The following is a 24,863-nucleotide window of genomic DNA, read 5'->3' on the forward strand; positions in this document are numbered from 1 at the left end:
TAAACTGTTCTCGGAAAAGTACGTCTGCGATCACAACGCCACCGCGATGTGTTAAAGTACCCCCTCTGACGGCGGTTGTAATGAGGATAGTTCAATATATGATATATACCCGTCATACTTCAAGCTGCAGGTGCGTTGGCTGTGTTCACTCACCCGAATCACTTACTCAAGTAAGCTCATCGGGATTCATTCACTTGCTGCCTTCCTGCAACTCGAATTATTTAGGGTATATCCTACAAACAATCAATTTAGAGATCTTTCTCCATTGCCCATAAAGGTAAAGGGAAAAATGACCTGATCGGATATGGGTAGGACTGATCCTGGCTTTTACGACGTTGGTTACTTATTATTGCGTTTACAAATTCTTGTTTTTTTCCAGACTTTAGATAGACAGGCAATTTTTTGAATCGCTCAACCATGGGTCCTTCTTCCTGATCTGCCCATGTTTTCATCAGCAATGACGTTTGAGACCTATCACACTCACTCCGACTGAATTTCTCGAGATATTGATCTATACTTTGGTAGCAATGCAGAGCTCCCTGAAGGTCAAAGGAGCTACCTGATGCAAAAAGCGTGTGCCGGATGATCCCTGTAACCAGTTGGCTATAGTCTCGGGAAATCAACCGAAAATTGAATTGTTCCATAGGCACCAATCCAAAATATTTTGACCCTATACCAATTCGGTAGCGCAGGTCAAAGTCCAGCAGTGATGCTATCAATCGAGGAACACCGTCGATCTTCTTGATTAGCCCGGTGTTAGCATGTTTATACCAGTCACTCAGTGCATCTATCACACCAGCAAACTGCTGATTATCAGGCTGGTTCTGAAAGTGGTTGACAGCCGAAGGATCAAAAGCTTTGAGGATTTCAGCTCTAACCCCCGCCATAACACCCTCAATTTGTCCAAGATGAAGGAAGCGCCTCAATATTTTGACATTAAAATTTAGCATAAATTGCTGTTGCTCTTGTCTCACAGCGCACATTTCGTTGAAAAGTGTTATCGGCTCATAGCTATGTGTTCTACCCGCATCACACCACATAAGCTTTTCATAAGCGGCTTTTAAATATTTTCCAATATCATTTGCAAGTTGACCTGTAACTTCAGAGATAAATTCTGAAGTGTTTACCGGGGTACCCCTCTCTTCCAAGAGATCGACTAATCCATCTAAACTCAGGTTTTCCGCAAAGATTAGGTTATCTTTAACCAACATTTGAAGCGGCCCTGAATGCATACGCTGGTATACTTTGACGATATAGTCCGGTACTGATAGCCCCTCGAATCCACGTAGAGACTGAAAAACGGTCAGCGGATCGTGTAATACCATGTACATTGCATAGTAAGAGTAAAGACGTTCACTTTTGTCAGGACCAAAGGCAAGACTCTTATCCTCCATTGCTCTCAGCACGGTCTTACTCATGGTATGTTCATGATTGAGCAACATCTTTATAATATCTGTGCTTCCCTTCCCTTGCTCCAACTGAATAAGAACATCACGGCAGACGTCACGGCTGATGTCCCGGTATTTCTGAACTTCATGGACAAGTTGAATTCGATTTTTAAATCCTAAAGAATCTTCGTAAAAGTACTGCTGCCGGCTGTAAATAGCTAGCAAAAGTACTTGCTCCCAAGCCATTTTATGAATGTTGTGCGTTGCACTGAGAAGCGCTTTCACATCAATCCCAATTATTTTTTTGTATCGCTGAATATTTTTCATTTTTTTCACCTCCAATTCGTGGTGCTATTTTTTCTTTGATTTTAGAAAATCATACCCATATATGATGATAATAAAATTAATTTTTATTAAAAAAATAAAATAAAAAATATATTGGTATGATAAATTCTACATTAACAAAAAACAATACCCATCACACTCAATCACATGCACAAAACAGCATAATTACTTGATATTGAATGCATTTTTAAAATCATATACCGTGTGAAATGTCCATTAACGCCACCTGTTCGGTGATCTCTCATGGACTCAACTTAACCAGATTCAAGGAAAAGCTATGCCTACGTCAGCACAAACACCAATCGATGATGGTGGAAATTACGTCACAGTAACGCCCCAAGATAAAAATGCCGCGCGACTCTTAAATCGCCAGTTGAAACGAATCCAAGCATTTATGCCCTCACAAAAACATCGTGTTACACCAACGAAACTAGCAAAACGTCTTGTGATGGAAAAAGCTGAGGAGGATACACAATGTTAAAAGCGGCCTATCAGGATCGGTTCATCGCAGGTCAACCAGTCACCTTCAAACCGAGTTCGCAGCAGAAAAAAACGCTGATTAAAGCAGCTCAAAAGGCAGGTAAAAAAGTTGGCGATTATGCCAACTATGCGCTGGTCGAAAATCTTAAAGAGGAGGATAAACTGTAAGTTTAGCCGTAGACACCGGGGACTAACTCACCGGTGTCTCTGTTTCAGATCGCGACTAGTCCTATTCCCCCTTCCATTTCAATAAAACCCATCCCCTCACCCTCGCTGTTCTTCTCAAATCATGCGGCGTCCAGCTAGGTATAAGGTATACCTGCATTTGTCATGACTCATACAAGCACCAGATATTTTCCGTCAGGTGCTTTTGCTGGGTTGGCCTTATTGTTCATGTAGAAGGAAACAGGTATGGATTGAAGCAAAATACTTTGAGGAAATCTATTGCCTGATGGGATAACTGAACGTAGTGCTCAACCCCAGTTTTAGTCTCGGGCAGTTAAGTTATACCCTTCTGAGGCCAACATCCTTCCACACTATGCTACAGACCGCAGGTACAGCAACCTGCCCAAAGGGTCAGACGAAATACGTTTTTGATTGTCGCTGAAAAAGCAGAGCCAGGTAGCCATTGTTCAGCTTATCTTCACTCATTACTCGTGTACGGCGATCATTAGAAAGTCTGATTCAGGTTAGATGCTGGCAGATGATATTCAGCCATACCATGCTAAATAAGTACGCCAGTAAGTACGCGAGAGGAAAAATGGGAAGATTTTATGAAAGAGGATTTCGTAACTCATTGATTTAATGGTGCCGATAATAGGAGTCGAACCTACGACCTTCGCATTACGAATGCGCTGCTCTACCAACTGAGCTATATCGGCTTTGGGATCGTCATGGCGAGAGCCAGACGTGAACTACGGGATGACAAATTAGTGATAATGATACGTCAAGTCAAGCGGTTGGCGATCGTCTGCTGGTTTTATCATCATCCTGTTGAAGATTATACAGTTCTGATAATTTTCCGTACTAATAATGCCGCATGCTATAGCTTTTGGGCTTAACGGAGAAGCCAGAGTCTGGCTTCTCTATCACCTTGCTTCGGGAGCCGGTTCCAGACAGATAATATCTGACTATACAAACACCACTCATTTTTAAGCAATATATTTCCCAGTAGAGTAGGAACGTTACAATAAAAATAATTTTTTACCTTTATGATGAAAATGAAATAAGTCTCAACCAAACGGTCATTTTGTTTTAGGAAAAATCCCTATTCTTTTTATTTATTATTTTGCTCTACTACTGCCAAGGCAATAAGGATGCTGTCTATACGTTAATGCCAAAATAATATCTCACCATCAAAATATTATTTTCAGCATAACAAGAAAGTACCGTGAGAGGGTGTGAATAATGAAGATGAAAACACTATTTTTAGGCTTGTTATTGGGTACGAGCTATATCGGCATGGCTGCAGCGGATAGCTTTGCCTCAGCAACCGCTAGTGCTCAGTCGACTCATGATGGCAAAACTGAGCGCGTAACCAAAACTGAATCATCATCTGGTCAAGGGGCTAGTCACGTCAGTGCTAGCGCTCATGCCGGTACTGTGGGTGAACCGCAGAAGGCAAGCAACAGCGGATCTCACTTCCGGGATAAAACCGATGCCATCAAAGCCGATATAAAGGCAAGAGAATCAGAAAATAAAAGCAGGGCAGAAAAAATCAAAGCCGATGTGAAATCCAGAGAAGCTGAAGCCAGAAAAGATGCCGAAAAAGGCTGGGCTGATGCCAAAACTAAAGCGGATAATTTTAACAGCCGTGCGGAAAAACAGGCTCGTGAAACCGCCCGTTCAGTCCATAATGCAGCAGAGAAGCATCAGCGTTAATAAATAACGCATTATTACAACAGAGGACAAGCAATTACTATTTATCCTCCGATAGCGATACAGGCTATGTATTTGTGAAGCGTCGCACAAAGCATAGCCTGCTACTATTGGAGGGTATTTCTATGATAGGGTTTATTTATTGCATTTCTATTGATTTATTATATTTTAATTTGAATGCATGTAACACAGAAAAGAATTACAGTTGAAATGATACTTCTTATTTAGATAAAAAAAGACTGAAGTAAAAAATGGCGTGAAAATAACGCTGCGCATATCTTTTTGATATACGCAGCCATTAATCGATTAGGCGCGAATCAAATCGTCGCCATAACCAATCCATTTATAAGTGGTCAGCGCTTCCAGCCCCATTGGGCCGCGCGCATGCAGTTTCTGGGTGCTGACCGCCACTTCTGCCCCCAGACCAAACTGGCCGCCGTCGGTAAAGCGCGTGCTGGCGTTGACATACACCGCTGAAGAATCCACTTCACGCACGAAGCGTTCCGCATTACTCAACGAGCGCGTCAGAATCGCATCAGAATGCTGCGTACCATGCTCGCGAATATGGGCAACCGCCGCATCCAGGGAGTCCACCAGCGTGACGTTCAGGTCGTTAGAGAGCCATTCATCGTTATAGTTAGCCTCTTCCACCGCAACGACGCTTGCCGGGCCACCGGTCAGGTAAGGCATCGCGGAAGGACTGGCATGGAGCGTCACACCTGCCACCGCCATTTTCTTGCTCAGTTCAGGCAGGAAGCGGTCGGCAATACGTTGGTTGACCAGCAGTGTTTCCAGGCTGTTGCAGGCGCTAGGGCGCTGTACCTTGGCGCTTTCAATGACGGTCAGCGCCTTGTCGAAATCGATGCTGTCGTCAGCATAGATGTGACAAACGCCGATCCCCCCGGTAATGACCGGAATCGTCGATTGTTCACGGCACAGCTTATGCAGGCCAGCACCACCGCGTGGAATCAGCATATCCACGTAACGATCCAGCTTCAGGAGTTGGTTGACCAGCTCACGATCTGGGCTTTCAATCGCCTGCACCGCAGCAGCAGGCAGGCCACACTGCGACAGCGCCTGCTGAATCACTTTGACCGTCGCCGCATTGGTGCGATACGTCTCTTTGCCACCGCGCAGAATCACCGCGTTACCGGTTTTCAGGCACAGAGAAGCCACATCAATCGTCACATTCGGGCGCGCTTCATAAATCACACCGACCACGCCCAGCGGCACGCGGCGACGTTCCAGCTTCAGGCCGTTATCCAGCATGCTGCCGTCAATCACCTGCCCTACCGGATCGTTCAGGCGACAGACCTGACGCACATCGCTGGCAATCGCGCTCAGCCGTGCCGGCGTTAAGAGCAACCGATCCAACAATGCGTCACTCATACCATTTTGGCGCGCATCGGTTAAATCCAGCGCGTTAGCCGCCAGAATCGTCGCACTCTCGGCTTCCAGCAAATCCGCAATCGTCAGCAGCGCGCGATCTTTTTGTGCCGAGCTCAAGACCGCCAACTGATAAGAGGCCGCTTTTGCCGCTTTACCCATTTGTTCAAGCATCGCGAACTCCTTAATTGATAATCATATCGTCGCGATGGATAGCCACCGGACCATATTCGTAGCCAAGAATCTCGGCAATTTGTTGAGAGTGGTGTCCGGCAATCATACGCAACGCATCACTGTTATAACGCGTCACGGCATGCGCCACATCGCGTCCCGCCAGACTACGCACGCGGATCACTTCACCGCGAGAGAAATTCCCTTCCACACTGCGAATGCCTTTCGGCAACAGCGAACTCCCGCGTTCGAGGATTGCCGAAAGCGCGCCGTCGTCGACGGTAATTTCCCCCGCAGGGGGGGCACCGAAAATCCAGTGTTTGCGGCTTTCCAGCGGCGCATCCAGAGCATGAAAACGCGTTCCGACAGAAATATCGGCAATCACATCACCGATGACGCCTGGTTTACTGCCAGCAGCGATCACCACATCGATCCCCGCGCGGCAGGCCACATCAGCGGCCTGCAATTTGGTCGACATACCGCCCGTTCCGAGGCCAGATACGCTGTCGCCCGCAATGCTGCGCAACGCATCGTTGATGCCAGTCACTTCACGGATCAGCTCCGCATTCGGATTATTGCGCGGATCGGCAGTAAATAGCCCGGCCTGATCGGTCAACAGCAGCAATTTATCCGCATCAGCCAGAATCGCCGCCAATGCAGACAGGTTGTCGTTATCACCCACTTTGATTTCGGCGGTGGCAACGGCGTCGTTTTCATTAATCACCGGAACAATATTGTTATCCAGCAGTGCCCGCATGGTGTCGCGCGCGTTAAGGAAACGCTCACGATCTTCCATATCTGCACGCGTCAGCAGCATCTGCCCGACGTGGATACCGTAGATGGAAAATAGCTGTTCCCACAGTTGAATCAGGCGGCTTTGACCCACAGCGGCCAGCAGTTGTTTGGTCGCAATCGTGGCCGGGAGTTCGGGGTAACCCAAATGTTCACGCCCGGCAGCAATCGCCCCTGAGGTGACAATAACAATCCGATGCCCTGCCGCATGTTGCTGCGCGCACTGGCGCACCAGTTCAACAATGTGGGCGCGGTTAAGACGACGTGAACCGCCGGTTAGCACGCTGGTACCCAGTTTCACAACCAAAGTCTGGCTGCCGCTCATAATTTATCTGCCGTTGGATGTCAAAAAATAAGAATAAGGAAAACGTTGTAGCAGGACAGACGCGTTATGCCAACAGGCATAACGCGAAAACCTGCGAATAAATCGGGGATCGTCAGGGAAGCATCATGGTCGTGCAACGAGCGTACAGGCGGGTTCCAGCGAGTGCAGCAGTTTCTCCAGTCGGACATGGAAAGCCTGTTTGGCATTTTCCACCTGTCCCATCACGGATTTGTCCTTGATTTTTTCCTCACGCCAATTGCCCTGTTTATCAAACAGGCCGTAGTGGTAGTCATAAGCAAACGTTTCGCCGGTATCTTCCAGATTCAACCACCAACCCCAGAACTCGCGATTTTCCGGTGCGGGTTTGATGTTGACGCAAACCGCCAGGCAATCAAAGAAGAACGCAGTATCCTCGCACTGCGCTTCGCGTATATAAGGCCCCAGTGCCGTAAAATTTTTCATGAGCCGGCTTTTGGAGTGTCCACTCGGTAATATCATCTACGATCTCCTTTGGTTGAACCTTCTTTTTAGCAGAGAATGGCAATTTATCAAGCCGCTGGAGTGATAACCAATCTCTATGCTGCTGTCCACGCAGGCTGCCTGAAAAAGCGGTTGCCGAGCGACGCCGGGTACTCAACACTCGGCTCTCTTTGTTTTCGTTAATTGAGAAGTGACACCGCATGCCGCATTGTATCGCCGAACATTCCTCAGACATTGATGTAAATACCCTACTCCCTGCGATCTATCGCGGTGCACTCGAGTCCGGGTTGTTTGCCAGCGACGGCAGTGACATCAAAGTCAGATCACACGCTTTCGATCGCTATACGACGGGTGACCAACGAGCCAGCTTTATTCATGTTGCGATCAAGGTGCTTTCTGGGCGGACGAGGGAACAGAAAAGTCGCCTCTCCGATCTTGTTCTTCAGAAGATCGAAGCGCTGGGATTGAAAAATCTATCGGTTACGGTTGAAGTGATTGATATAGACAGGCTTTGCTACGCCAAAAAAATCCTGTGATCGGCTGTCACCATCTGGCAGAAGTAGCGAACTGTGCGGCGAAGATTCTCCCGCACAGACCTTGAATGACGCCTGCTCTTCTATACTTTATCCTGCAACCATCCACTGATTTGCTGTAGTGCGTAGTGGAAATTCTGGTACACCGGCGAGAAATTAACCGGCAGCAGTTTCCCTTGTGCAGATGAGTTCACAATCAGGCTGGCCTCTTCTTTCGGACAGAGCGGATCGTTATCCCAATAGCCTGCCAGCATCGGCGTCGGACAGCGGCGTCCTAGCAGCCCCTGCGTTTTCAGCGAATAGCGCCCCAGTTCGGTTTTCAGCGAGGTATCCGTCGAAAACAGCATACCCAGCCGGCTCGCCAGCACATCCATAAACATATCCGGTACCTGTTGCTGGCAATTCGAATCGCTTAACAGATGATGCACCACAGGGCCGAGACAGGCCACACCGCGTAAGCGCTGCGATTCCAGATACGCCAGCCGAACGGCAATATTGGCACCAAAGCGGAAGCCAAACGCGACAACGCGGGAGTGATCGACCCACGGGACATCCGGCAGCGCGCGCAAAACCTGCTGATGCAGAAAACTGGAATCCTGAGTCAGCTTCCAGCGGGAAGAAAATCCAACGGAGGGGACATCAATGGTCAGCATCGCCATGCCAGCCGGCGCAAAATAGTCCTGAAACAGGCGATGATAATCGCTCTGCAACATTTCCAGGCTGCCGCACATCAGAACGGTAGGGAAAGGCGCTTTCGCTTGCGATGGCATATGCAGAAAACCGGTCAACGTGCCACCGCCCGTAATCGGGAAGGTCAGTTCTTTGAGTTCGTAAGGCAGGTACTTGGCGGCCTCTTCATAAGCACGATTTGCCAGCGTTTGCGCCTGCTCTGCCAGCTCATCGCCTTTAATATGCGGATACGCGGCAATGCTATAGAGGTTGGCGGCCTTCAGCCAGAACGGCCCGGTCTGCTCATCATCGCCGCTCTCTGCTGCTCGCTGCTGCCAGCCTGCGCCCTGCTTCGCCCATTCATAAATCCAGTTCCCGCCTCGGTAGCCGATCACCGTATCGAGCAGTTGCTCGTTGCTTCTGTCGGCCTTGCTAGCAGCGATACGCGACAGCACGTCTTCGATTTCCCACGGGTCGACGCCACGCCAAATCCACATCAGCCGGTTAATCATGCGATACCAACTGCGGGTCTTTTCCCCTTCCAGCGTAGAATGCAGCCCCTGCACGTCCTGACTATTTCGCGTACGTCGGACCAGCGTCGAGGTTTCTGGATGTTTAAAGGATGGTTTGAATAGCGTTTCAGACAGGTTAGCTTGCGCCACAGCAGCCTCCATTAATGTAAACCGCTGTTAGCGGACATCAGACGACTTCTTCGTCACCCGTTAAAGTGTAACGAACTCAGGCCAGAGAAGACAAATACCAACAGCAGAAACACACGATCGGATCAAAGCCTGCGCTAGAAATTACCACAGTTCATAAACATCAATGCCCGGCTAAACCGGGCATTGGTGGAAACGAAGATTCGCTCAGGCGATTAACGGCCAGACAACGGCGGAACAAATACCACGCCCATGTCCCACGGCTGTTCAATCCAGGTGTCCTGCGGGATATCGATCACGTAATCGTCAACCAGCGGTTTACCAGCAGGCTTAGCGAAAATGGTCACAAAATGCGCTTTCGGGTACATATCACGGATTGCTTTTGCCGTACCGCCCGTGTCAACCAGATCGTCAATCACGATAAACCCTTCGCCATCTCCCTCGGCACGTTTCAGCACTTTCATTTCGCGCTGGTTGTCGTGGTCATAACTGGAGATGCAAACGGTATCAACGTGACGAATACCCAGCTCACGCGCCAGCAGCGCGCTTGGCACCAGACCACCGCGGCTGACGGCAATGATGCCTTTCCATTGATCGGCAGGCAGTAAACGCTGTGCCAGTTTGCGGGCATGAATTTGCAACATATCCCAGGTTACGACGTACTTTTCGCTCATAAAATATATCCCAGCCGAATAAAAACCGGCTTAAGTTGAGTCTGAGGGGGGAAAAAGGTTGCGCGAGATTATAGATAGCCGACAACATAAAAACCAGTTTTTCTCAACGTGAGAACCGAGTTTTTCCCGCCAACCTGCGCTCTGCCGAGCCCGCTGATTCATATTGCAGCAGGAAAAATAAGTCAGGGCCGACGGCAATTCCCCTGCTTTGATGGAAAATGATATTCTGTTATGACACGCCATGTTATGTGGCTAACCGCGATTAACTTTTAACCTATAGCCCTGCCCGCCAGAACGCGAAGGCTGGCCGCTAACAAGGAGACTGAAATAGTGTCTGAATTGTCTCAACTTTCCCCCCAGCCGCTGTGGGATATTTTCGCCAAGATCTGTTCCATTCCGCATCCGTCTTATCATGAAGAAGCGCTGGCCGCACACATTCTGGAATGGGCTAAAGAGAAAGGCATTCATGCCGAGCGCGATCAGGTCGGCAATATCCTGCTGCGCAAAGCGGCAACCGCAGGTATGGAAAATCGCAAGCCTGTCGTATTGCAGGCGCATCTGGACATGGTGCCGCAGAAAAACAACGACACCGTACATGATTTCACTACCGATCCGATCCAGCCTTATGTTGACGGCGAATGGCTGAAGGCGCGCGGCACCACGCTAGGCGCGGATAACGGCATTGGTATGGCGTCTGCGCTGGCGGTGCTGGCCGATCCGAACGTCGAGCACGGCCCGCTGGAAGTGCTGCTGACGATGACAGAAGAAGCCGGCATGGATGGCGCATTTGGCCTGCAACCAAACTGGCTTCAGGGCGAAATCCTGATCAATACCGATTCGGAAGAAGAAGGCGAAATCTACATGGGTTGCGCGGGCGGTATTGATTTCATTACCCGTCTGCCGCTCGAACGCGAAGTGCCACCAGCCGGTTACCACACGCTGAAGCTGACGATTAAAGGGCTGAAAGGCGGCCACTCCGGCTGCGACATCCATCTGGGACTGGGCAACGCCAACAAGCTGCTGGCACGTTTCCTGTTCGAGCAGGCGAAAGCGCTGGATATCCGCATTCTCGATCTGAACGGCGGGACGCTGCGTAATGCCATTCCGCGTGAGGCCTTCGCCACGCTGTCCCTGCCAGCCGCTAACGTCGAGCAGTTGAAAGCGCTGAGCCAGGAATATCTGGCGGTGCTGAAAAATGAACTGTCCGCCGTTGAGAAAAACCTGACCGTACTGGTGGAAGCCAGCGACAGCAACGAACACCCGCTGACGCAGGACAGCCGCGATCGCCTGCTAGCGCTGCTCAATGCCACGCCAAACGGCGTGATCCGCATGAGCGACGACGTCAAAGGCGTGGTGGAAACGTCGCTGAACCTCGGCGTTGTCACGATGGAAGACGACCACGCGGAAATTATCTGCCTGATTCGTTCGCTGATCGACAGCGGTAAAGACGCCGTCGTCGGTACGCTGACGGCGCTGGGCCAGTTGGCTGGCGCGAAAACATCACCGAAAGGCGGCTACCCTGGCTGGCAGCCGGATGCGCATTCACCGGTCATGGCGCTGGTGCGTGAAACGTATCAGAAGCTGTTCAACAAGACGCCGAACATCATGGTGATTCACGCCGGTCTGGAATGTGGTCTGTTCAAGAAACCTTACCCAGACATGGATATGGTTTCCATCGGGCCGACCATCACCGGGCCACACTCGCCGGATGAGCAAGTGCATATCGGCAGCGTCGATCTGTACTGGAAATTGCTGACAGCGCTGCTGAAAGCGATTCCGCCCCGCGCTTAATCGCCCACGAATAAAACGTACACGAGTAAAAATCAGGGCGGCGCATAGACGTCGCCCTTTTTTATCCTCAACGAAACAGCTTTATCCCCAATCAAACACCAGCTGTCGCTCAATCTGCGGGTCAAGCAGCGTCACATGTAGCCCAACCAGCCGGACGCCTCTGGATTTACGCCGCTCCTGCCAGGTTTGCTGCGCAATCTTCAACAGATCCTGTTTATTCAACATCGGCCACACATGTTCCTGCGTGGTTTGCTGAAAATCATCAAACTTGAGTTTGACACCCTGACGCGCAATATGCATATCGGGCTTTACCCGTTTCAGGCGGACTTCCAGCTCCTGATAAAGCTGCTCGATCAGGTTTTCACACTGTTCCCAGTCGTGGATATCCTGCGCCAGCGTCTTCTCCACGCCGACTGACTTCCTCAACCGATCCGGTGAAATTCGTCGCTCATCGATCCCTTGACATCGCTCCCACAGTACGCGGCCAAACTTGCCGAATTCTTTAAGCAGATCCGCCAGCGCATACCCCCGCACATCCGCACAGGTATGCAGGCCGCGTTCTTCCAGCCGTTTCGCCGTCACTTTCCCGACGCCGGGGATTTTCTCCAGCGGCAGCGCCAACAGGAAATCATCCACCTGCTCCGGCGTAATGACATATTGTCCATTCGGCTTATTTAACTCAGACGCGATCTTTGCCAGAAATTTGATCGGCGCAATCCCCGCCGACGCCGTCAGATTCAGCTCATCCGCAATAGTTCGACGAATTTCTTCGGCAATACGTGTCGCCGAGCCGTTGCAGTGTGGGCTATCGGTAACATCCAGATAGGCCTCATCCAGAGAAAGCGGTTCGATCAGCGACGTGTAGCGGGCGAAGATCTCGCGGATTTGGCGCGAGGTAGACTTATACACCTCCATGCGCCCCGGCAACAACGTGAGGTGTGGACAGAGACGCAAAGCGGTTGCCGTCGCCATCGCGCTGCGGACGCCGTAGCGTCGGGCAGGATAGTTAGCGGTGCTGATGACGCCACGACGATCGGCGCTCCCGCCAATCGCCAGAGGAATATCGCGCAGACGCGGGTTATCACGCATCTCAATTGCTGCGTAGAAGCAGTCCATATCAACATGAATGATTTTGCGCATACTGGCCCTCTGACAATGCTGTATAAATATACAGATCAAAGTCAGTATAGACAAGCAGCGCAATAATGCCCGCGTTTACTGCGCGATCAGCATCACCAACTTAAATTCCCCCTGTCCGGCAGGATGGAAAGTCTGTTGATGATAGGCAACCTCTCCCAGCAGAGGGTGGTGGAAGCGTCGCTCGCCGCCTTCACGGGCGGTTACCGCCTGCTGAGACCACCAGAGATTGAACTCGCGACTTTCTTCACACAGCGCCATCACAACGTGTCGGACAGATTCGACAGACGCATAATGACTGGACTCCGCCCGAAACTCCGCCACCACCCGTCTGGCACGTTCCGGCCAATCAGCAACCAGCGATCGTGCCAGCGGGTTAAGAAACATAAAGCGCAGCAGATTCGGTTCAGAATCGTTTCCCAGCCATCCGGCGAACAGCTGTTCCGACGGCGCATTCCACGCCAGCATGTTCCAGCAGCCATCCAGAAGATACGCAGGGCAGGTAATGTGATGCAGGCTAGCGGCAACCTGCGTATCCGGCGACATTGCCCGATTCTGCTTCTGAGGATCCTTCACGCCAGCAAGGCTAAAAAGATAATCGTGCTCTGCGGGTTCTAGTTTTAACGCCTGCGACACGCGAGTCAGCGCCGATGCCGAAGCGGACACATCACGCCCCTGCTCAAGCCAGGTATACCAGGTGGTGCTGATGCGGGCGATTTGCGCCAGCTCTTCGCGGCGTAACCCACTGGTGCGCCGCCGCCCGGACGCTGGCAACCCCACCATTTCCGGCGTAGTCCGCTCACGCAGCGCCCGTAAGAAAGCCCCCAGCGCCTTTGGGCCGCTCAGAGAATTGGCAGACATCAATGAATGTGCAGACATAACCCGGTGTCCTTCTCATACCGCTTGCTCAGGCAACTGGCGATAGCAGCAACATGAGTGAAAGCGGTGTTAATCAAACAGGGAGTATTTTATACCCGTATAAATGCTCATATTGTACCCGTATTTTTCCCTCACTATAGTGTTCTCAGACCGACGTCTTCTTTAGTGGCTGGCGCGCCGCCGTTTACCCCAGATAAAACAAGATCAATTCAGATAGAGCGAGAGCAATGATGGAAGAAAAGCAGAACCATAATCATCGCGTCGAACATCAGTTCGGCTCACAAGCACAGAATTACCTGACCAGCGCAGTGCATGCACAGGGCAAAGATTTAACCCAACTGGCCGCGTTATTAGCGCCCTTCCCGCAGGCGCGCGTGATCGACGTCGGCTGTGGTGCCGGACACGCCAGCTTCGTTGCCGCACAGGCCGTCGCGGAGGTTGTTGCCTACGACCTGTCTTCTCAAATGCTGGAGGTAGTCAGTCAGGCTGCCGAGCAAAAAGGGCTGAATAACATCCGCGCTCAACAAGGCGTAGCCGAGTCTTTACCGTTCGAAGATAGCAGCGCTGATATCATCATCAGCCGTTATTCTGCGCACCACTGGCATGATGTCGGACAGGCATTACGTGAAATGCGGCGCGTCCTGAAACCGGGCGGTCGCGTGATCATGATGGATGTCGTTTCGCCCGGCCATCCGCTGCTGGACAGCTATTTGCAGACGGTAGAGAAGTTGCGCGACACTTCACACGTGCGTAATTACGCACCAGGAGAATGGCTGAGTCTGTTTACGGAAGCCGGGTTTATCGTGCGTAACGTCACCAGCGACAGGCTGACGCTGGAGTTCAGCAGTTGGATCGCCCGTATGCGCACGCCAGAACATTTCACAGTGGCGATTCGTGAACTGCAAAAAACGCTGGCGGACGAAGTGATACAGCATTTTGAGGTACAGGCGGACGGTTCCTTTGTCACCGACATTATGATGATAGAAGCCACCCGCGCCTGACCCGCGTTCTCCTACCATTAATAACCTCACACTGAGCAGCTCGTATCCATTCGGGCTGTTTTTTGTAAATGTTATTTTTTAGCGCTTTTCAACGCTTGATTAATATGAAACCAATGATAATGTGATTTCGTTTTCGTCGTTATCTATTCGCCGACGAAATAGATACCGATAACGGCTGTCCCAACGCTTTCGCTAAAACACCTGTAGCGCGACGCGGATGCCGCGTGTAGCAGGCAATTTTATTATCAGGAACCATAATGCAAAAAATCGCGCTGTCGTTTGCGATGTTGTTTTTTTTGCCTTCTCTTGTTATTACCAGCGCCGCCAGCGAGACCACACCGCCGCTCGCGCCGATAGCAAAAGAATTAAAACAGCAATTATTAGGCTCTCCGATCTATATTCAGATCTTTAAAGAAGAGCGAATATTCGAACTCTATGCGAAAGTCGGTAACGAATACCGTTTATTGGACCAATACCCAATCTGTAAATATTCGGGCGGGTTAGGGCCAAAACGCGTTGAAGGCGATTTAAAAAGTCCGGAAGGTTTCTATCAGGTCGATCTGCGTCAGTTAAAACCAGACAGCCAATATTACCGCGCAATCAATATCGGTTTCCCCAACGAGTATGATAAATCACAGGGGTATTCCGGCCGCTATTTGATGATCCACGGCGAATGTGTGTCGGTTGGCTGCTATGCCATGACCAACACCTACATGGATGAGATTTATCGCTATGCCGAAACCGCGTTACGCAACGGACAGGCGAAGATTGATATTGCCATCTACCCGTTCCGTATGACGGAACAGAACATGCAACGCCACCGTAATTCCATCTACGCCAGCTTCTGGAAACAGCTTCAGCCGGGGTATGCCTATTTTAATCAGCACAATCAGCCACCGGCCGTTACGGTGTTTAACGGGCAATACGTCGTTAACCCACCGTTGATGACCAGCCAGCCGACCTTAAAGTACGCGCTCGCCGAAACAAAATAGAACGAATTCACCTGGCATGATCTGATGCCAGGTTTCGTTGCCCGTTAGCGGCTGCGTCGCCAGTACCGTGACGACATCATTGGGTGTCGTCTGCTGCTGGAAATCAATCTCCACATCCTGATCCAACAGCGTCGCTTTACCAAACGGCGCGCGACGGGTGATCCAGTAGAGTTTGGTTGAGCAATACCCCATCACAAAGCGCCCGTCCGACAGCAGCATGTTAAACACACCTTTCTCCCGCAGGACATCCGACTGTTTGGCGATATAACGGAATACCGCAGGCCAGTTACCCGGCGTGCGCGGGTAGCGTTCGGACAATTGGGAGAGCAGCCAGCAGAAAGCAAATTCGCTGTCCGTTTGGCCCACGGGGCGAAACATCCCCGTTTTCAGGGTGTTGTAACCCTTCAGTTGCCCGTTATGGGCGAACGTCCAGTTCCGCCCCCACAATTCGCGGGTAAAGGGATGGGTATTTTCCAGCGACACCGCACCGCGATTCGCCTGGCGGATATGTGAAACCACCGCACACGATTTGATCGGATAATCCTGCACCAGCCGGGCAATCGGCGAATTATAGCTTGGCAGCGGATCTTTGAACGTACGACAGCCGTTCCCTTCATAGAAGGTGATTCCCCAGCCATCCCGGTGCGGACCGGTGTTTCCACCGCGTTGTATCAGCCCGGTAAAGCTAAAGCAGATATCCGTCGGTACATTCGCGCTCATCCCCAGCAGTTCACACATCTGACTTTCTACCCTTCCCTTCTTGCCCTTTTAGAGCGTATTAAGCGGCTTACTGATCCGCCATCTCTTTTTCAATCAGTTGAATCAGGATGTGAATCGCTTTGATATGGATTTCCTGAATACGGTCGGCATAGCCAAAGTGCGGAACACGGATTTCCACGTCAGCAGAACCCGCCATTTTGCCGCCGTCTTTCCCGGTCAGCGTAATGACTTTCATGCCTTTCGCTTTTGCTGCGGCAATCGCTTTAATAATGTTGCCGGAGTTACCAGACGTGGAAATCCCCAGCAGCACATCGCCTTCACGCCCCAGTGACTCGACATAGCGAGAGAAGACAAAATCATAGCCAAAGTCATTGCTGACGCAGGATAGATGGCTCGGATCGGAAATCGCAATGGCCGGATAGCCAGGACGGTTTTCGCGATAGCGACCCGTCAGCTCTTCAGCAAAGTGCATGGCATCACAGTGTGAACCACCGTTACCACAGGAAATCACTTTACCACCCGCTTTGAAAGCGTTAGCCAACAGCACCGCAGCGTTTTGGATCGACTGAATGTTCGCATCATCACTCAAGAAATTATTCAGTGTTTCTGCCGCTTCTTTCAGTTCACTACGGATTAAATCCTGATACATGGAATCCTCTCATTTTGTCTGGTGACAGTATCATCTTCTGCCATGCAGTGTAGCGGATCGTACTAACAGCGAGAAGCGCGTAATCACGGGATCGAGAGGATCGCTGACGTCCGTCAGAAAACGCACGACTGCCGTTCGGTTTGTGAAGTGAGTTGTAATTATGATGTAAACGGATTGATAAAAATAATCAGATAAACTACAACGAATACAAGCAACAGGTCAGACCTCTTACGACATGACCTATTACGCCTTATTTCACTGATGAAAACGGTTCTCGCTTTCCCCGTCACACAACGCTCGGGGAAGAATGAAAACCCTCCATTCGATCACAATGCTGGAGACACGTTATGGTTGCTGTCAGTATTCTCCTCCTACTGATTATCATCGGCGCGATGTTTTATCATCGGCTCAGCCTGCTGCTCGGCAGCGCTATCCTGCTGGCCTACTTTGCAGCCATGTCCGCCATGTTGCTGTGGCCTGTCTGGCTGATGATTCCGCTCGTGATTCTGCTGATTCCGATTACGGTTCCCTCTCTGCGCCAAAAGCTGGTTTCCGCTTCCACGCTGCGCATGTTCCAGAAAGTCATGCCGCCGATGTCGAACACGGAAAAAGAGGCGATCGACGCCGGGACAACCTGGTGGGAAGGCGACCTGTTTCGCGGCGCGCCGGACTGGAAAAAGCTGCATAACTACCCGCGTCCGCAGTTGACCGCCGAAGAGCAGGCATTTATCGATGGGCCGGTTGCTGAAGCCTGCCGGATGGCAAACGACTTTGAAATCACCCATGAACGCGCCGATATCCCGCCAGAACTGTGGGAGTTTTTAAAAGAGCATCGCTTCTTCGCCATGATCATCAAGAAGCAATACGGCGGGCTGGAATTCTCGGCTTACGCACAGGCGCAGGTGCTGCAAAAACTGGCTGGCGTCTCCAGTATTGTAGCAATCACCGTCGGCGTGCCTAACTCACTCGGCCCCGGCGAATTGCTACAACACTACGGTACGGACGCGCAAAAAGATCACTACCTGCCACGCTTAGCGCGCGGTCAGGAAGTACCCTGCTTTGCACTGACCAGCCCGGAAGCGGGTTCGGATGCAGGTTCGATTCCCGATACCGGTATTGTCTGCTACGGCAACTGGCACGGCGAACAGGTCGTGGGTATGCGCCTGACCTGGAATAAACGCTATATCACACTCGCGCCGGTCGCTACCGTGCTGGGGTTAGCCTTTAAGCTGTACGATCCCGATCATCTGTTAGGCGATGAAGACGACGTAGGCATTACCTGTGCGTTGATTCCGACGGATACCGACGGCGTTAAAATCGGCCGCCGCCATTTCCCGCTGAACGTTCCGTTCCAAAATGGGCCAACGCAGGGTGAGAACATTTTTGTCCCGCTGGACTACATCATCGGCGGTGCGAAGATGGCGGGTCAGGGCTGGCGTATGCTGATGGAGTGTCTGTCAGTCGGGCGCGGCATTACGCTGCCGTCCAACTCCACCGGTGGGCTGAAATCGATTGCTCTCGGCATCGGTGCTTACGCGCACATTCGCCGCCAGTTTAAGATCTCCATCGGTAAGATGGAAGGTATCGAAGAGCCGCTGGCACGCATTGCGGGTAACGCTTATGTGATGGACGCCGCCGCAACACTGATTACCAGCGGTATCATGCAGGGTGAAAAACCCGCAGTGCTCTCCGCTATCGTCAAATATCACTGTACCCACCGCGGTCAGCGCAGCGTAATGGATGCGATGGATATCGCTGGGGGCAAAGGCATCTGTCTCGGCCCGACCAACTTCCTGGCGCGCAGCTATCAAGGTGCACCGATTGCGATCACCGTAGAAGGGGCGAATATCCTGACGCGCAGTATGATCATCTTCGGGCAAGGTGCCATACGCTGTCACCCTTATGTGCTGGAAGAGATGGCAGCGGCGCAGGAAAACGATGTCTCACGCTTTGACCGTGCGCTGGTTGGGCACATCGGCCACGTCGGCAGCAACAAAGTGCGCAGCTTCTGGCTTGGATTGACCAACGGCCGTCTGAGCCGTGCGCCAGTGAACGACAAAACGCGTCATTACTATCAGCAGCTCAACCGACTCAGTGCGAATCTGGCACTGCTGGCGGATGTGTCGATGGCGGTTCTGGGCGGCAGCCTGAAGCGTCGCGAGCGTATCTCGGCGCGTCTGGGGGATATTCTCAGCCAGCTCTATCTGGCTTCCGCGACGCTGAAACGCTATGAAGACGAAGGGCGTCAAAAAGCGGATTTACCGCTGGTGCACTGGGGCGTGCAGGATAGTCTGCATCAGGCCGAGCAGGCGCTGGACGATCTGCTGCGCAACTTCCCGAATCGTGTTGTTGCAGGACTGCTGACGGTCATCATCTTCCCACTGGGTCTGCGCTGCCCGGCACCGTCTGACCGCCTCGATCATGAGGTCGCGAAGATTCTGCAAACGCCGTCGGAGACGCGTAATCGTCTGGGACGCGGTCAATATCTGGTTGCCAGCGAACACAACCCGGTCGGGCTGCTGGAAGAGGCTTTACTGGATATCATCGCCGCCGAGCCGATTTACCAACGTCTGGCGAAAGCCAGCAACAAGCCACTGCCGTTCATGCGACTGGATCAGTTAGCAGAACAGGCGCTGGTGGAAGGTCAGATTACCGCAGAAGAGGCAGCCATTCTGACCAAAGCCGAAGCCAGCCGCTTACGTTCAATCAACGTGGATGACTTTGCGTTCGACGCACTGGCCGCCAACAAACCTAAACCAGTATCGCAGTCAGAAAGAAAAACCGAAGCAGCATAAACAGCAACAGGCCGCCAATATGGCGGCCTGTTCTTTCATTTACACACGCATCAGTTGTAAAATCTACATCCTCTTTCCTTCTGAATGAAACCCAACACATGGCTTACATCCCCAAGAACTACGCCAGACTTGAAAGCGGCTACCGCGAAAAAGCGCTCAAACTTTTCCCGTGGGTATGTGGTCGCTGTTCACGCGAATTCGTCTATTCCAACCTGCGTGAATTAACCGTTCACCACATCGATCACGATCACAGCAATAACCCGGAAGACGGCAGTAACTGGGAAATGCTGTGCCTCTACTGTCACGACCATGAGCATTCAAAATATACCGATGCGGATATGTATGGATCGACGGTCGTCGCGGGTGAGGATGCGCAGAAGGATGTTGGCGTTGCCACGCACAACCCTTTCGCGAATTTGCAGGCGATGATGAATAAAGGGAAGAAATAGGTCTGTTTACCGCTCCCATCCGATTCGCGATGGGAGCGAGAACTTACATAACGCCGTTACGCGAATCAGGCACCGCTCTGCCGTACACGCGCCAGCAGCGCATCCACATCCGCAATATGCGGAGCCGCCAGTACCAGCGTTCTGCCCAGTGAAATCGCATGGCGCTGACACGCTAAACGCGCTTCCGTCTCCTGAATACTGTCCAGATCGGCGACGTGCGCCAGCCCAATCGTGCGGCGAATCAATTCGGTTCCACAGTACCCAACGGCATCCAACCACACCTGCTGTAAAAACAGCGCGGCATAGCCCGATTCCGCCAGCGCCGGATCGCGGCTTTCATTGTCGCTCAACGCCAGAAAACGAGCGGAAAAGGTCTGCCACAGCGTACGAATATCTTCCAGACGTCGTTCACGCCCCGCCGCCGCCTCACGCGGTGCCAACAGCCCCGGCAGGCCACAATAATTCAGCAGCAGGTTGCCCATTGCCGTGCCAACATCAAAACCTATTGGCCCATAGAAGCCGAATTCAGCATCGATGGCCTTCAGTCGCCCTTCTGCGACAAAGATCGACCCACTGTGGATATCACCGTGCAGCAGCGCCTCGGCTTTGCTCAGGAAACCGTGCTTCAGTCCAGCGACTGCCAGCTTCAACGCCCGATCGTCACGCAACTCCTGCACATCCGGCGTCAGCGCAGCATCAAACTGGTTTCTTTCATGGTCGATATAGGGGTCGGTAAAGAACAGATCTTCGGTAATCTGACACAGCTCAGGGTTAGTGAACTGGCTTACCGCTGCCTTCTTCTCATGCGGATGCTGATAAAAATCAGAGGTATGGAATAGCGTCTGTGCCAGATATTCTCCCAGCTGTGCCGCCGCCTGCGGATAATCCGCGCCATTAACCAGCTCGCTACGCCAGATGCGATGATCGGAGAGATCTTCCTGCACCATCACGGCCAATTCGGGATCGTGATAGAGCACGGTCACGGTATGCTGCGGACAAAAGCGTGCGTGCGTCAGCAACGTTTCGGCCTCAATACGAGCACGATCGAGCGTCAGCGGCCAAGATTCCCCAACGCAACGCACATAGGGCAGCGCCTGTTTGACGATGACTCGACTGACGCCCGCTTCATCTTTAATTTTAAACACCAGATTCAGATTGCCATCGCCGATCTCTTCTGCGGCTACCAGCGCCTGCGGCTGACTGACACCGCCGTACTGGCGGGCATATTCAACAGCGTCATCCGCCGTAAAAGTGCGGTAAAGTGACATTCCAACTCCTCGCTATTCTGCAATCAAAACGTATTCTTTAATCAAAACCGGGCAAAAACCAAAGATACGGACATAAAAACGTTCGGACGTCTATACATCTATTAGGCATCTTGGCAGAATAAGAATATCGATGCAACATGGATTTAACGACCTATGCAGACACTTAACACAACCAGCCTGAAAATTGTTGATAACCAACTGTGGATCCTCGACCAGCAGGCGCTGCCGCAAGAAAAACGCTGGAGTCCTTGCCCGGATGTCAGCTCACTGGTTGAACATATTCAGACGCTGCGCGTACGCGGTGCGCCGCTGATTGGCCTGTCCGCGAGCCTGCTGCTCGCACTATTGGCGGAGAGAGGGCTATCGCAGGCCGAACTGGCGCAGGCGCTGGAGACGCTGCGGGCATCGCGCCCTACCGCCGTGAACCTGATGAACAATCTGGATCGCATGAAGCTGGCGTTGGCACAGCCGCAGTTTGTCGCTGCGCTGGTGCAGGAAGCTCTACGGCTGGTAGAAGAAGATCGCGCGCTGTGTGAGCGCATTGCCGACCATGGCGCAGCGCTGGTAAAACCAAACAGCCGTCTGCTGACCCATTGCAACACGGGCGGGCTGGCAACAGCCGGCATCGGCACCGCCATCGGTGTGCTGCTGCGTGCGCACCAACAGGGAAAGGTCACTCAGGTGTGGGTTGATGAAACCCGACCACTCTTGCAGGGCGGACGCCTCACGGCCTGGGAACTGGGCGAGCTGGGCATTCCTTATCAACTGATTTGTGATTCGATGGCCGCCAGCCTGATGGCACAGGGTCAGGTTGATGCGATTTGGGTCGGCGCTGACCGCATTGCCGCCAACGGCGACGTCGCCAATAAGATCGGCACCTATAGCCTCGCAGTACTGGCGCATTATCACCAGATTCCGTTTTACGTCGCGGCACCGCACACCACGCACGATCCTGCGTGCCCGGACGGCCGAGCCATTCCTATCGAACAACGCGCCGCCGCTGAAGTCACCGGCGTTTCCGGCAGCTTCGGTCACTGCCAGTGGGCCCCGCAGAACGCGGCGGTCTACAACCCAGCCTTTGACGTCACTCCCGCCGAATTAATCAGCGGCTGGGTACTCGATACTGGCGTGGTCACGCCACAGGACGTGAAAGAAGGGATATTCCAGAACACCCTGAAATAGAAAAAATAAATTTCAGTAGTGCCATTCTTCCCGGCGTAAATATGCCGAGGAGATGATGGGCTTCTGGATGAGCCGCACGGACGCGGCGAAAGCCAGTGCCGCGTCGGGAACGCGTCACTGGCGATCCATCAGAAGCACATTAACGACGAGGGAACCGCGATAGCGGCATATTTCTCGCCAAAAGCCAGGGTTCCCAGGGCGACGGCGATTGAGCCGCCCTGGGTCGGGCGTTTCGGAACACGCAACATAGAGCGGCAAAGGTAGAAACGCACGAAACATACTCGTTCATTCATAGAGCGTTCGTTTACAACAAGCTCTAGAGCTATCGTTCCAATTTCGGATACACATCCGCGATCTTATCGCCGGTAAAATGCGCGATCCACCCTTCCGGGTTATCGAACAGGCGGATGGCGGTGAAGTGCGGCTCCGGCCCCATATCAAACCAGTGCGCTGTGCCCGCGGGTACGGACAGCAGATCGTTTTTTTCACACAGGATCTGGTAAATCTTGCCGTTCAGGTGCAGGCAGAACAGCCCCGCGCCTTCCACGAAAAAGCGCACTTCATCTTCATGATGCACATGCTCGGATAAAAATTTGGTGCGTAGCTCCGCACGCTGCGGATTATCGGAACGCATACTGATAACGTCCCAGCTCTGATAGCCTTTTTCTGCCACCAGCTTATCAATCTCATGCTGATAGGCCGCCAGCACTTCTTCAGACGACGGTACATCGCTCAGTGTCTGGCTGGCTTCCCAGCGTTCAAAACGCACACCAATTTCGTTCAGTTGCTTCTGAATCGCCTCAGCATCCTGACTTTGCCAAATCGGCTGGCTTGCATCGCTGTCGCTAAAAATGGTTAATCCACTCATTGGGCGTACTCCGGTAAGTCGATCTGGTCAAAACGTGCCACCTGACGGTGACGGCTCACGTTATCCGCATCATCACGAATAAGCTGACAGGTGTGCCAACCGGCTTCCTGCGCGGCATCCAGCTCCTGACGAATGTCCGACAGGAACAACAGTTGCTCCGCCGGTAGCCCGATGGCTTGTGCAATCGTGCGATAAGAATCGGTCTCGCGCTTGGCACCGACGCGCGTATCAAAATAGTCACTGAACAGCGGACGCAGATCGCCAGCGTTGCTGTAGCCGAACAGCAACTGCTGCGCTTCTACCGAACCTGATGAGTAAACATACAGGCAAATACCCTGCTGCTGCCACGCGGCGAGCTGCGCCGCCACTTCGGGGTACAAGTGCCCCTGAAAATCACCGTTACGGTAGCCCGCCCGCCAGATAATGCCTTGCAGTAGCTTCAGCGCGGTGGATTTACGGTCTTCATCCATAAACTGGTTTAGCGCGGCGATCAGCGCTTCGCTATCCGCATCCGGCTGACCCAGCTCCTGACGCAATGCGTTCAGCGCCTGCGCGATCTCCGGATCGCTGTCGTGCTGCCGCACCGTGTCCGCCAGACGCTCACGCGCATAGGGAAACAGCACGCGGTGCACAAAACGGATATCGCTGGTCGTGCCTTCAATATCGGTCACAATCGCCTTAATCATGCTTTCGCCTCCAGCAATCGACGCTGCAATTCGCACTGGAACAGGAACTCTAACCCTTCCAAATGGCGACGTGCTTCTTTCACCGTGGCACCCCAGCAGTAAAGGCCGTGGCCGCGCACCAGAAAACCGTAACGTAACGGCGTGTGGCTGGCGTACTCAGAAACACGCTGCGCCAGCGCCGGGATATCCTGATCGTTATCGAAAATCGGGATCGCCACGCGATCCAAATGGGTGGTCTGCCCCGCCAGCGACTTTTGCATTTCGTAGCCGTGCAGCACTAGTTCAGCGCCTTTCTCTACACGGGATAATACCGTGGCATTCACCGAGTGCGTGTGCAGCACCGCGCCGATAGTCGGCTCGCGGCGATACAGCAGCGTGTGTAGCCCGGTTTCCGCCGACGGCGTGCGGCCACTCGGCACGTGGTTCGTGGCAATCTCCACCAGCAGGAAATCCTCTGCCTGAAGGCTGCCCTTGTCTTTACCCGATTCGGTAATCAGGCACTGCGCTTCATCAAGGCGTACGGACATATTACCGCCCGTTGCCGGACACCAGCCCTTCTCACCTATCCAGTGGCAGGCCGCAAGCAGCGCCGTCAATTGTTGATTTTCAGTCATGAGGCTTCCTGTTTTGCTCCATTTTTCTAACAACGTTTCTGGATGATTTTTG

At 52.4% G+C, this 24,863-nt stretch carries 24 protein-coding genes and 1 tRNA gene; 10 read left to right on the forward strand and 15 right to left on the reverse strand.

Annotated elements, in window-relative coordinates; genetic code table 11:
- Positions 1–248 precede the first annotated feature (248 nt).
- Positions 249–1,715 (reverse strand): hypothetical protein, encoded by a 1,467-nt coding sequence (locus O1Q74_RS15310; RefSeq protein ID WP_271874485.1) that lies wholly within the window; start codon positions 1,713–1,715, stop codon positions 249–251.
- Between the two features lie 295 nt (positions 1,716–2,010).
- Between O1Q74_RS15310 and O1Q74_RS15315 the strand changes: the two genes are divergently transcribed.
- The gene (locus tag O1Q74_RS15315; protein ID WP_271874486.1) at positions 2,011–2,214 is read left to right on the forward strand and encodes a hypothetical protein; all 204 of its coding nucleotides are present in this window, start codon (positions 2,011–2,013) and stop codon (positions 2,212–2,214) included.
- A complete protein-coding gene (locus tag O1Q74_RS15320; protein ID WP_271874488.1) occupies positions 2,208–2,381 on the forward strand; it encodes a hypothetical protein in 174 nt (57 codons plus the stop codon). Before O1Q74_RS15315 ends, O1Q74_RS15320 begins: the two co-directional genes overlap by 7 nt.
- Positions 2,382–3,018: 637 nt before the next feature.
- Here the strand turns inward: O1Q74_RS15320 and O1Q74_RS15325 are convergent.
- Positions 3,019–3,094: transfer RNA gene (locus O1Q74_RS15325), tRNA-Thr, on the reverse strand.
- A gap of 526 nt (positions 3,095–3,620) precedes the next feature.
- Here O1Q74_RS15325 and O1Q74_RS15330 point away from each other — a divergent pair.
- A complete protein-coding gene (locus O1Q74_RS15330; protein WP_271874490.1) occupies positions 3,621–4,094 on the forward strand; it encodes a hypothetical protein in 474 nt (157 codons plus the stop codon).
- A gap of 303 nt (positions 4,095–4,397) precedes the next feature.
- On the opposite strand, the gene proA is transcribed toward O1Q74_RS15330, so the two are convergent.
- The 3 genes from proA to crl form a co-directional block, all read right to left on the reverse strand.
- A complete protein-coding gene (gene proA, locus O1Q74_RS15335; protein WP_271874492.1) occupies positions 4,398–5,651 on the reverse strand; it encodes a glutamate-5-semialdehyde dehydrogenase in 1,254 nt (417 codons plus the stop codon).
- A 10-nt stretch (positions 5,652–5,661) separates the two neighbouring features.
- Positions 5,662–6,765 carry a glutamate 5-kinase gene (proB, locus tag O1Q74_RS15340; protein WP_271874493.1) on the reverse strand — a complete coding sequence of 368 codons (1,104 nt, stop codon included), beginning with the start codon at positions 6,763–6,765 and terminating at the stop codon, positions 5,662–5,664.
- A gap of 123 nt (positions 6,766–6,888) precedes the next feature.
- A complete protein-coding gene (crl, locus tag O1Q74_RS15345) occupies positions 6,889–7,263 on the reverse strand; it encodes a sigma factor-binding protein Crl (protein WP_271874495.1) in 375 nt (124 codons plus the stop codon).
- Between the two features lie 182 nt (positions 7,264–7,445).
- Here crl and O1Q74_RS15350 point away from each other — a divergent pair, with 182 nt between their 5' ends.
- Complete coding sequence (locus O1Q74_RS15350; protein ID WP_271874497.1) at positions 7,446–7,781, forward strand: 5-carboxymethyl-2-hydroxymuconate Delta-isomerase; 336 nt, start codon at positions 7,446–7,448, stop codon at positions 7,779–7,781.
- Positions 7,782–7,861: 80 nt separating this feature from the next.
- Here the strand turns inward: O1Q74_RS15350 and frsA are convergent, their stop codons facing one another.
- Both frsA and gpt read right to left on the reverse strand, forming a co-directional pair.
- Positions 7,862–9,109: an esterase FrsA gene (frsA, locus tag O1Q74_RS15355; RefSeq protein ID WP_271874498.1), complete on the reverse strand. Its 1,248-nt coding sequence runs from the start codon at positions 9,107–9,109 to the stop codon at positions 7,862–7,864.
- A gap of 212 nt (positions 9,110–9,321) precedes the next feature.
- Complete coding sequence (gpt, locus tag O1Q74_RS15360; protein ID WP_010282559.1) at positions 9,322–9,780, reverse strand: xanthine phosphoribosyltransferase; 459 nt, start codon at positions 9,778–9,780, stop codon at positions 9,322–9,324.
- 330 nt (positions 9,781–10,110) lie between these two features.
- Between gpt and pepD the strand changes: the two genes are divergently transcribed.
- On the forward strand, positions 10,111–11,571 hold the full coding sequence (gene pepD / locus O1Q74_RS15365; RefSeq protein WP_271874509.1) for a beta-Ala-His dipeptidase: 1,461 nt from the start codon (positions 10,111–10,113) through the stop codon (positions 11,569–11,571).
- 81 nt (positions 11,572–11,652) lie between these two features.
- Here the strand turns inward: pepD and dinB are convergent, their stop codons facing one another.
- Together dinB and O1Q74_RS15375 are read right to left on the reverse strand one after the other, a co-directional pair.
- Entirely contained in the window at positions 11,653–12,711 is a 1,059-nt protein-coding gene (gene dinB, locus O1Q74_RS15370) for a DNA polymerase IV (protein ID WP_271874510.1), read from the reverse strand.
- A 75-nt stretch (positions 12,712–12,786) separates the two neighbouring features.
- Positions 12,787–13,587, reverse strand: a complete 801-nt coding sequence (locus O1Q74_RS15375; RefSeq protein ID WP_271874511.1) for a helix-turn-helix transcriptional regulator — start codon at positions 13,585–13,587, stop codon at positions 12,787–12,789.
- 230 nt (positions 13,588–13,817) lie between these two features.
- Here O1Q74_RS15375 and O1Q74_RS15380 point away from each other — a divergent pair, with 230 nt between their 5' ends.
- Both O1Q74_RS15380 and dpaA read left to right on the forward strand, forming a co-directional pair.
- On the forward strand, positions 13,818–14,588 hold the full coding sequence (locus tag O1Q74_RS15380; protein WP_271878951.1) for a class I SAM-dependent methyltransferase: 771 nt from the start codon (positions 13,818–13,820) through the stop codon (positions 14,586–14,588).
- Between the two features lie 257 nt (positions 14,589–14,845).
- Positions 14,846–15,580 carry a peptidoglycan meso-diaminopimelic acid protein amidase gene (gene dpaA / locus O1Q74_RS15385; protein WP_271874512.1) on the forward strand — a complete coding sequence of 245 codons (735 nt, stop codon included), beginning with the start codon at positions 14,846–14,848 and terminating at the stop codon, positions 15,578–15,580.
- Here dpaA and O1Q74_RS15390 read toward each other — a convergent pair.
- Together O1Q74_RS15390 and lpcA are read right to left on the reverse strand one after the other, a co-directional pair.
- Positions 15,551–16,318 carry a class II glutamine amidotransferase gene (locus O1Q74_RS15390; RefSeq protein ID WP_271874513.1) on the reverse strand — a complete coding sequence of 256 codons (768 nt, stop codon included), beginning with the start codon at positions 16,316–16,318 and terminating at the stop codon, positions 15,551–15,553. The two genes, dpaA and O1Q74_RS15390, sit on opposite strands and share 30 nt — an antisense overlap.
- A gap of 49 nt (positions 16,319–16,367) precedes the next feature.
- Positions 16,368–16,949, reverse strand: a complete 582-nt coding sequence (gene lpcA, locus O1Q74_RS15395) for a D-sedoheptulose 7-phosphate isomerase (protein ID WP_005975726.1) — start codon at positions 16,947–16,949, stop codon at positions 16,368–16,370.
- A gap of 347 nt (positions 16,950–17,296) precedes the next feature.
- Here lpcA and fadE point away from each other — a divergent pair, with 347 nt between their 5' ends.
- Together fadE and yajD are read left to right on the forward strand one after the other, a co-directional pair.
- A complete protein-coding gene (gene fadE / locus O1Q74_RS15400) occupies positions 17,297–19,744 on the forward strand; it encodes an acyl-CoA dehydrogenase FadE (RefSeq protein ID WP_271874514.1) in 2,448 nt (815 codons plus the stop codon).
- Positions 19,745–19,842: 98 nt separating this feature from the next.
- On the forward strand, positions 19,843–20,193 hold the full coding sequence (yajD, locus tag O1Q74_RS15405; protein ID WP_010282592.1) for an HNH nuclease YajD: 351 nt from the start codon (positions 19,843–19,845) through the stop codon (positions 20,191–20,193).
- 65 nt (positions 20,194–20,258) lie between these two features.
- On the opposite strand, the gene mtnK is transcribed toward yajD, so the two are convergent.
- Positions 20,259–21,461, reverse strand: coding sequence for an S-methyl-5-thioribose kinase (gene mtnK, locus O1Q74_RS15410; RefSeq protein ID WP_271874515.1), 1,203 nt, complete (start codon positions 21,459–21,461; stop codon positions 20,259–20,261).
- Positions 21,462–21,614: 153 nt separating this feature from the next.
- On the opposite strand from mtnK, the gene mtnA reads away from it, so the two are divergent.
- A complete protein-coding gene (gene mtnA / locus O1Q74_RS15415; protein ID WP_271874516.1) occupies positions 21,615–22,643 on the forward strand; it encodes an S-methyl-5-thioribose-1-phosphate isomerase in 1,029 nt (342 codons plus the stop codon).
- 322 nt (positions 22,644–22,965) lie between these two features.
- On the opposite strand, the gene O1Q74_RS15420 is transcribed toward mtnA, so the two are convergent.
- Genes O1Q74_RS15420 through O1Q74_RS15430 form a run of 3 tightly spaced genes read right to left on the reverse strand, consistent with a single transcriptional unit; the run spans position 22,966 to position 24,811 of the window.
- Positions 22,966–23,511, reverse strand: a complete 546-nt coding sequence (locus tag O1Q74_RS15420) for a 1,2-dihydroxy-3-keto-5-methylthiopentene dioxygenase (RefSeq protein ID WP_271874517.1) — start codon at positions 23,509–23,511, stop codon at positions 22,966–22,968.
- Positions 23,508–24,197 carry an acireductone synthase gene (gene mtnC / locus O1Q74_RS15425; RefSeq protein WP_271874518.1) on the reverse strand — a complete coding sequence of 230 codons (690 nt, stop codon included), beginning with the start codon at positions 24,195–24,197 and terminating at the stop codon, positions 23,508–23,510. The genes O1Q74_RS15420 and mtnC overlap by 4 nt, the downstream gene beginning before the upstream one ends.
- Complete coding sequence (locus O1Q74_RS15430; protein ID WP_271874519.1) at positions 24,194–24,811, reverse strand: methylthioribulose 1-phosphate dehydratase; 618 nt, start codon at positions 24,809–24,811, stop codon at positions 24,194–24,196. Before O1Q74_RS15430 ends, mtnC begins: the two co-directional genes overlap by 4 nt.
- Positions 24,812–24,863: the final 52 nt, after the last annotated feature.

The organism is Pectobacterium sp. A5351 (assembly GCF_028335745.1).
In the GTDB taxonomy this organism is placed as follows: Bacteria; Pseudomonadota; Gammaproteobacteria; order Enterobacterales; family Enterobacteriaceae; genus Pectobacterium.

What these genes read in the sequence shown, in the direction of transcription:
- O1Q74_RS15310 (WP_271874485.1), bottom strand. Translation starts at nt 1,715, where the DNA reads ATGAAAAATATTCAGCGATACAAAAAAATAATTGGGATTGATGTGAAA.
- O1Q74_RS15315 (WP_271874486.1), top strand. Translation starts at nt 2,011, where the DNA reads ATGCCTACGTCAGCACAAACACCAATCGATGATGGTGGAAATTACGTC.
- O1Q74_RS15320 (WP_271874488.1), top strand. Translation starts at nt 2,208, where the DNA reads ATGTTAAAAGCGGCCTATCAGGATCGGTTCATCGCAGGTCAACCAGTC.
- O1Q74_RS15330 (WP_271874490.1), top strand. Translation starts at nt 3,621, where the DNA reads ATGAAGATGAAAACACTATTTTTAGGCTTGTTATTGGGTACGAGCTAT.
- proA (WP_271874492.1), bottom strand. Translation starts at nt 5,651, where the DNA reads ATGCTTGAACAAATGGGTAAAGCGGCAAAAGCGGCCTCTTATCAGTTG.
- proB (WP_271874493.1), bottom strand. Translation starts at nt 6,765, where the DNA reads ATGAGCGGCAGCCAGACTTTGGTTGTGAAACTGGGTACCAGCGTGCTA.
- crl (WP_271874495.1), bottom strand. Translation starts at nt 7,263, where the DNA reads ATGATATTACCGAGTGGACACTCCAAAAGCCGGCTCATGAAAAATTTT.
- O1Q74_RS15350 (WP_271874497.1), top strand. Translation starts at nt 7,446, where the DNA reads ATGCCGCATTGTATCGCCGAACATTCCTCAGACATTGATGTAAATACC.
- gpt (WP_010282559.1), bottom strand. Translation starts at nt 9,780, where the DNA reads ATGAGCGAAAAGTACGTCGTAACCTGGGATATGTTGCAAATTCATGCC.
- dinB (WP_271874510.1), bottom strand. Translation starts at nt 12,711, where the DNA reads ATGCGCAAAATCATTCATGTTGATATGGACTGCTTCTACGCAGCAATT.
- O1Q74_RS15375 (WP_271874511.1), bottom strand. Translation starts at nt 13,587, where the DNA reads ATGTCTGCACATTCATTGATGTCTGCCAATTCTCTGAGCGGCCCAAAG.
- O1Q74_RS15380 (WP_271878951.1), top strand. Translation starts at nt 13,818, where the DNA reads ATGGAAGAAAAGCAGAACCATAATCATCGCGTCGAACATCAGTTCGGC.
- dpaA (WP_271874512.1), top strand. Translation starts at nt 14,846, where the DNA reads ATGCAAAAAATCGCGCTGTCGTTTGCGATGTTGTTTTTTTTGCCTTCT.
- O1Q74_RS15390 (WP_271874513.1), bottom strand. Translation starts at nt 16,318, where the DNA reads ATGTGTGAACTGCTGGGGATGAGCGCGAATGTACCGACGGATATCTGC.
- lpcA (WP_005975726.1), bottom strand. Translation starts at nt 16,949, where the DNA reads ATGTATCAGGATTTAATCCGTAGTGAACTGAAAGAAGCGGCAGAAACA.
- fadE (WP_271874514.1), top strand. Translation starts at nt 17,297, where the DNA reads ATGGTTGCTGTCAGTATTCTCCTCCTACTGATTATCATCGGCGCGATG.
- yajD (WP_010282592.1), top strand. Translation starts at nt 19,843, where the DNA reads ATGGCTTACATCCCCAAGAACTACGCCAGACTTGAAAGCGGCTACCGC.
- mtnK (WP_271874515.1), bottom strand. Translation starts at nt 21,461, where the DNA reads ATGTCACTTTACCGCACTTTTACGGCGGATGACGCTGTTGAATATGCC.
- mtnA (WP_271874516.1), top strand. Translation starts at nt 21,615, where the DNA reads ATGCAGACACTTAACACAACCAGCCTGAAAATTGTTGATAACCAACTG.
- O1Q74_RS15420 (WP_271874517.1), bottom strand. Translation starts at nt 23,511, where the DNA reads ATGAGTGGATTAACCATTTTTAGCGACAGCGATGCAAGCCAGCCGATT.
- mtnC (WP_271874518.1), bottom strand. Translation starts at nt 24,197, where the DNA reads ATGATTAAGGCGATTGTGACCGATATTGAAGGCACGACCAGCGATATC.
- O1Q74_RS15430 (WP_271874519.1), bottom strand. Translation starts at nt 24,811, where the DNA reads ATGACTGAAAATCAACAATTGACGGCGCTGCTTGCGGCCTGCCACTGG.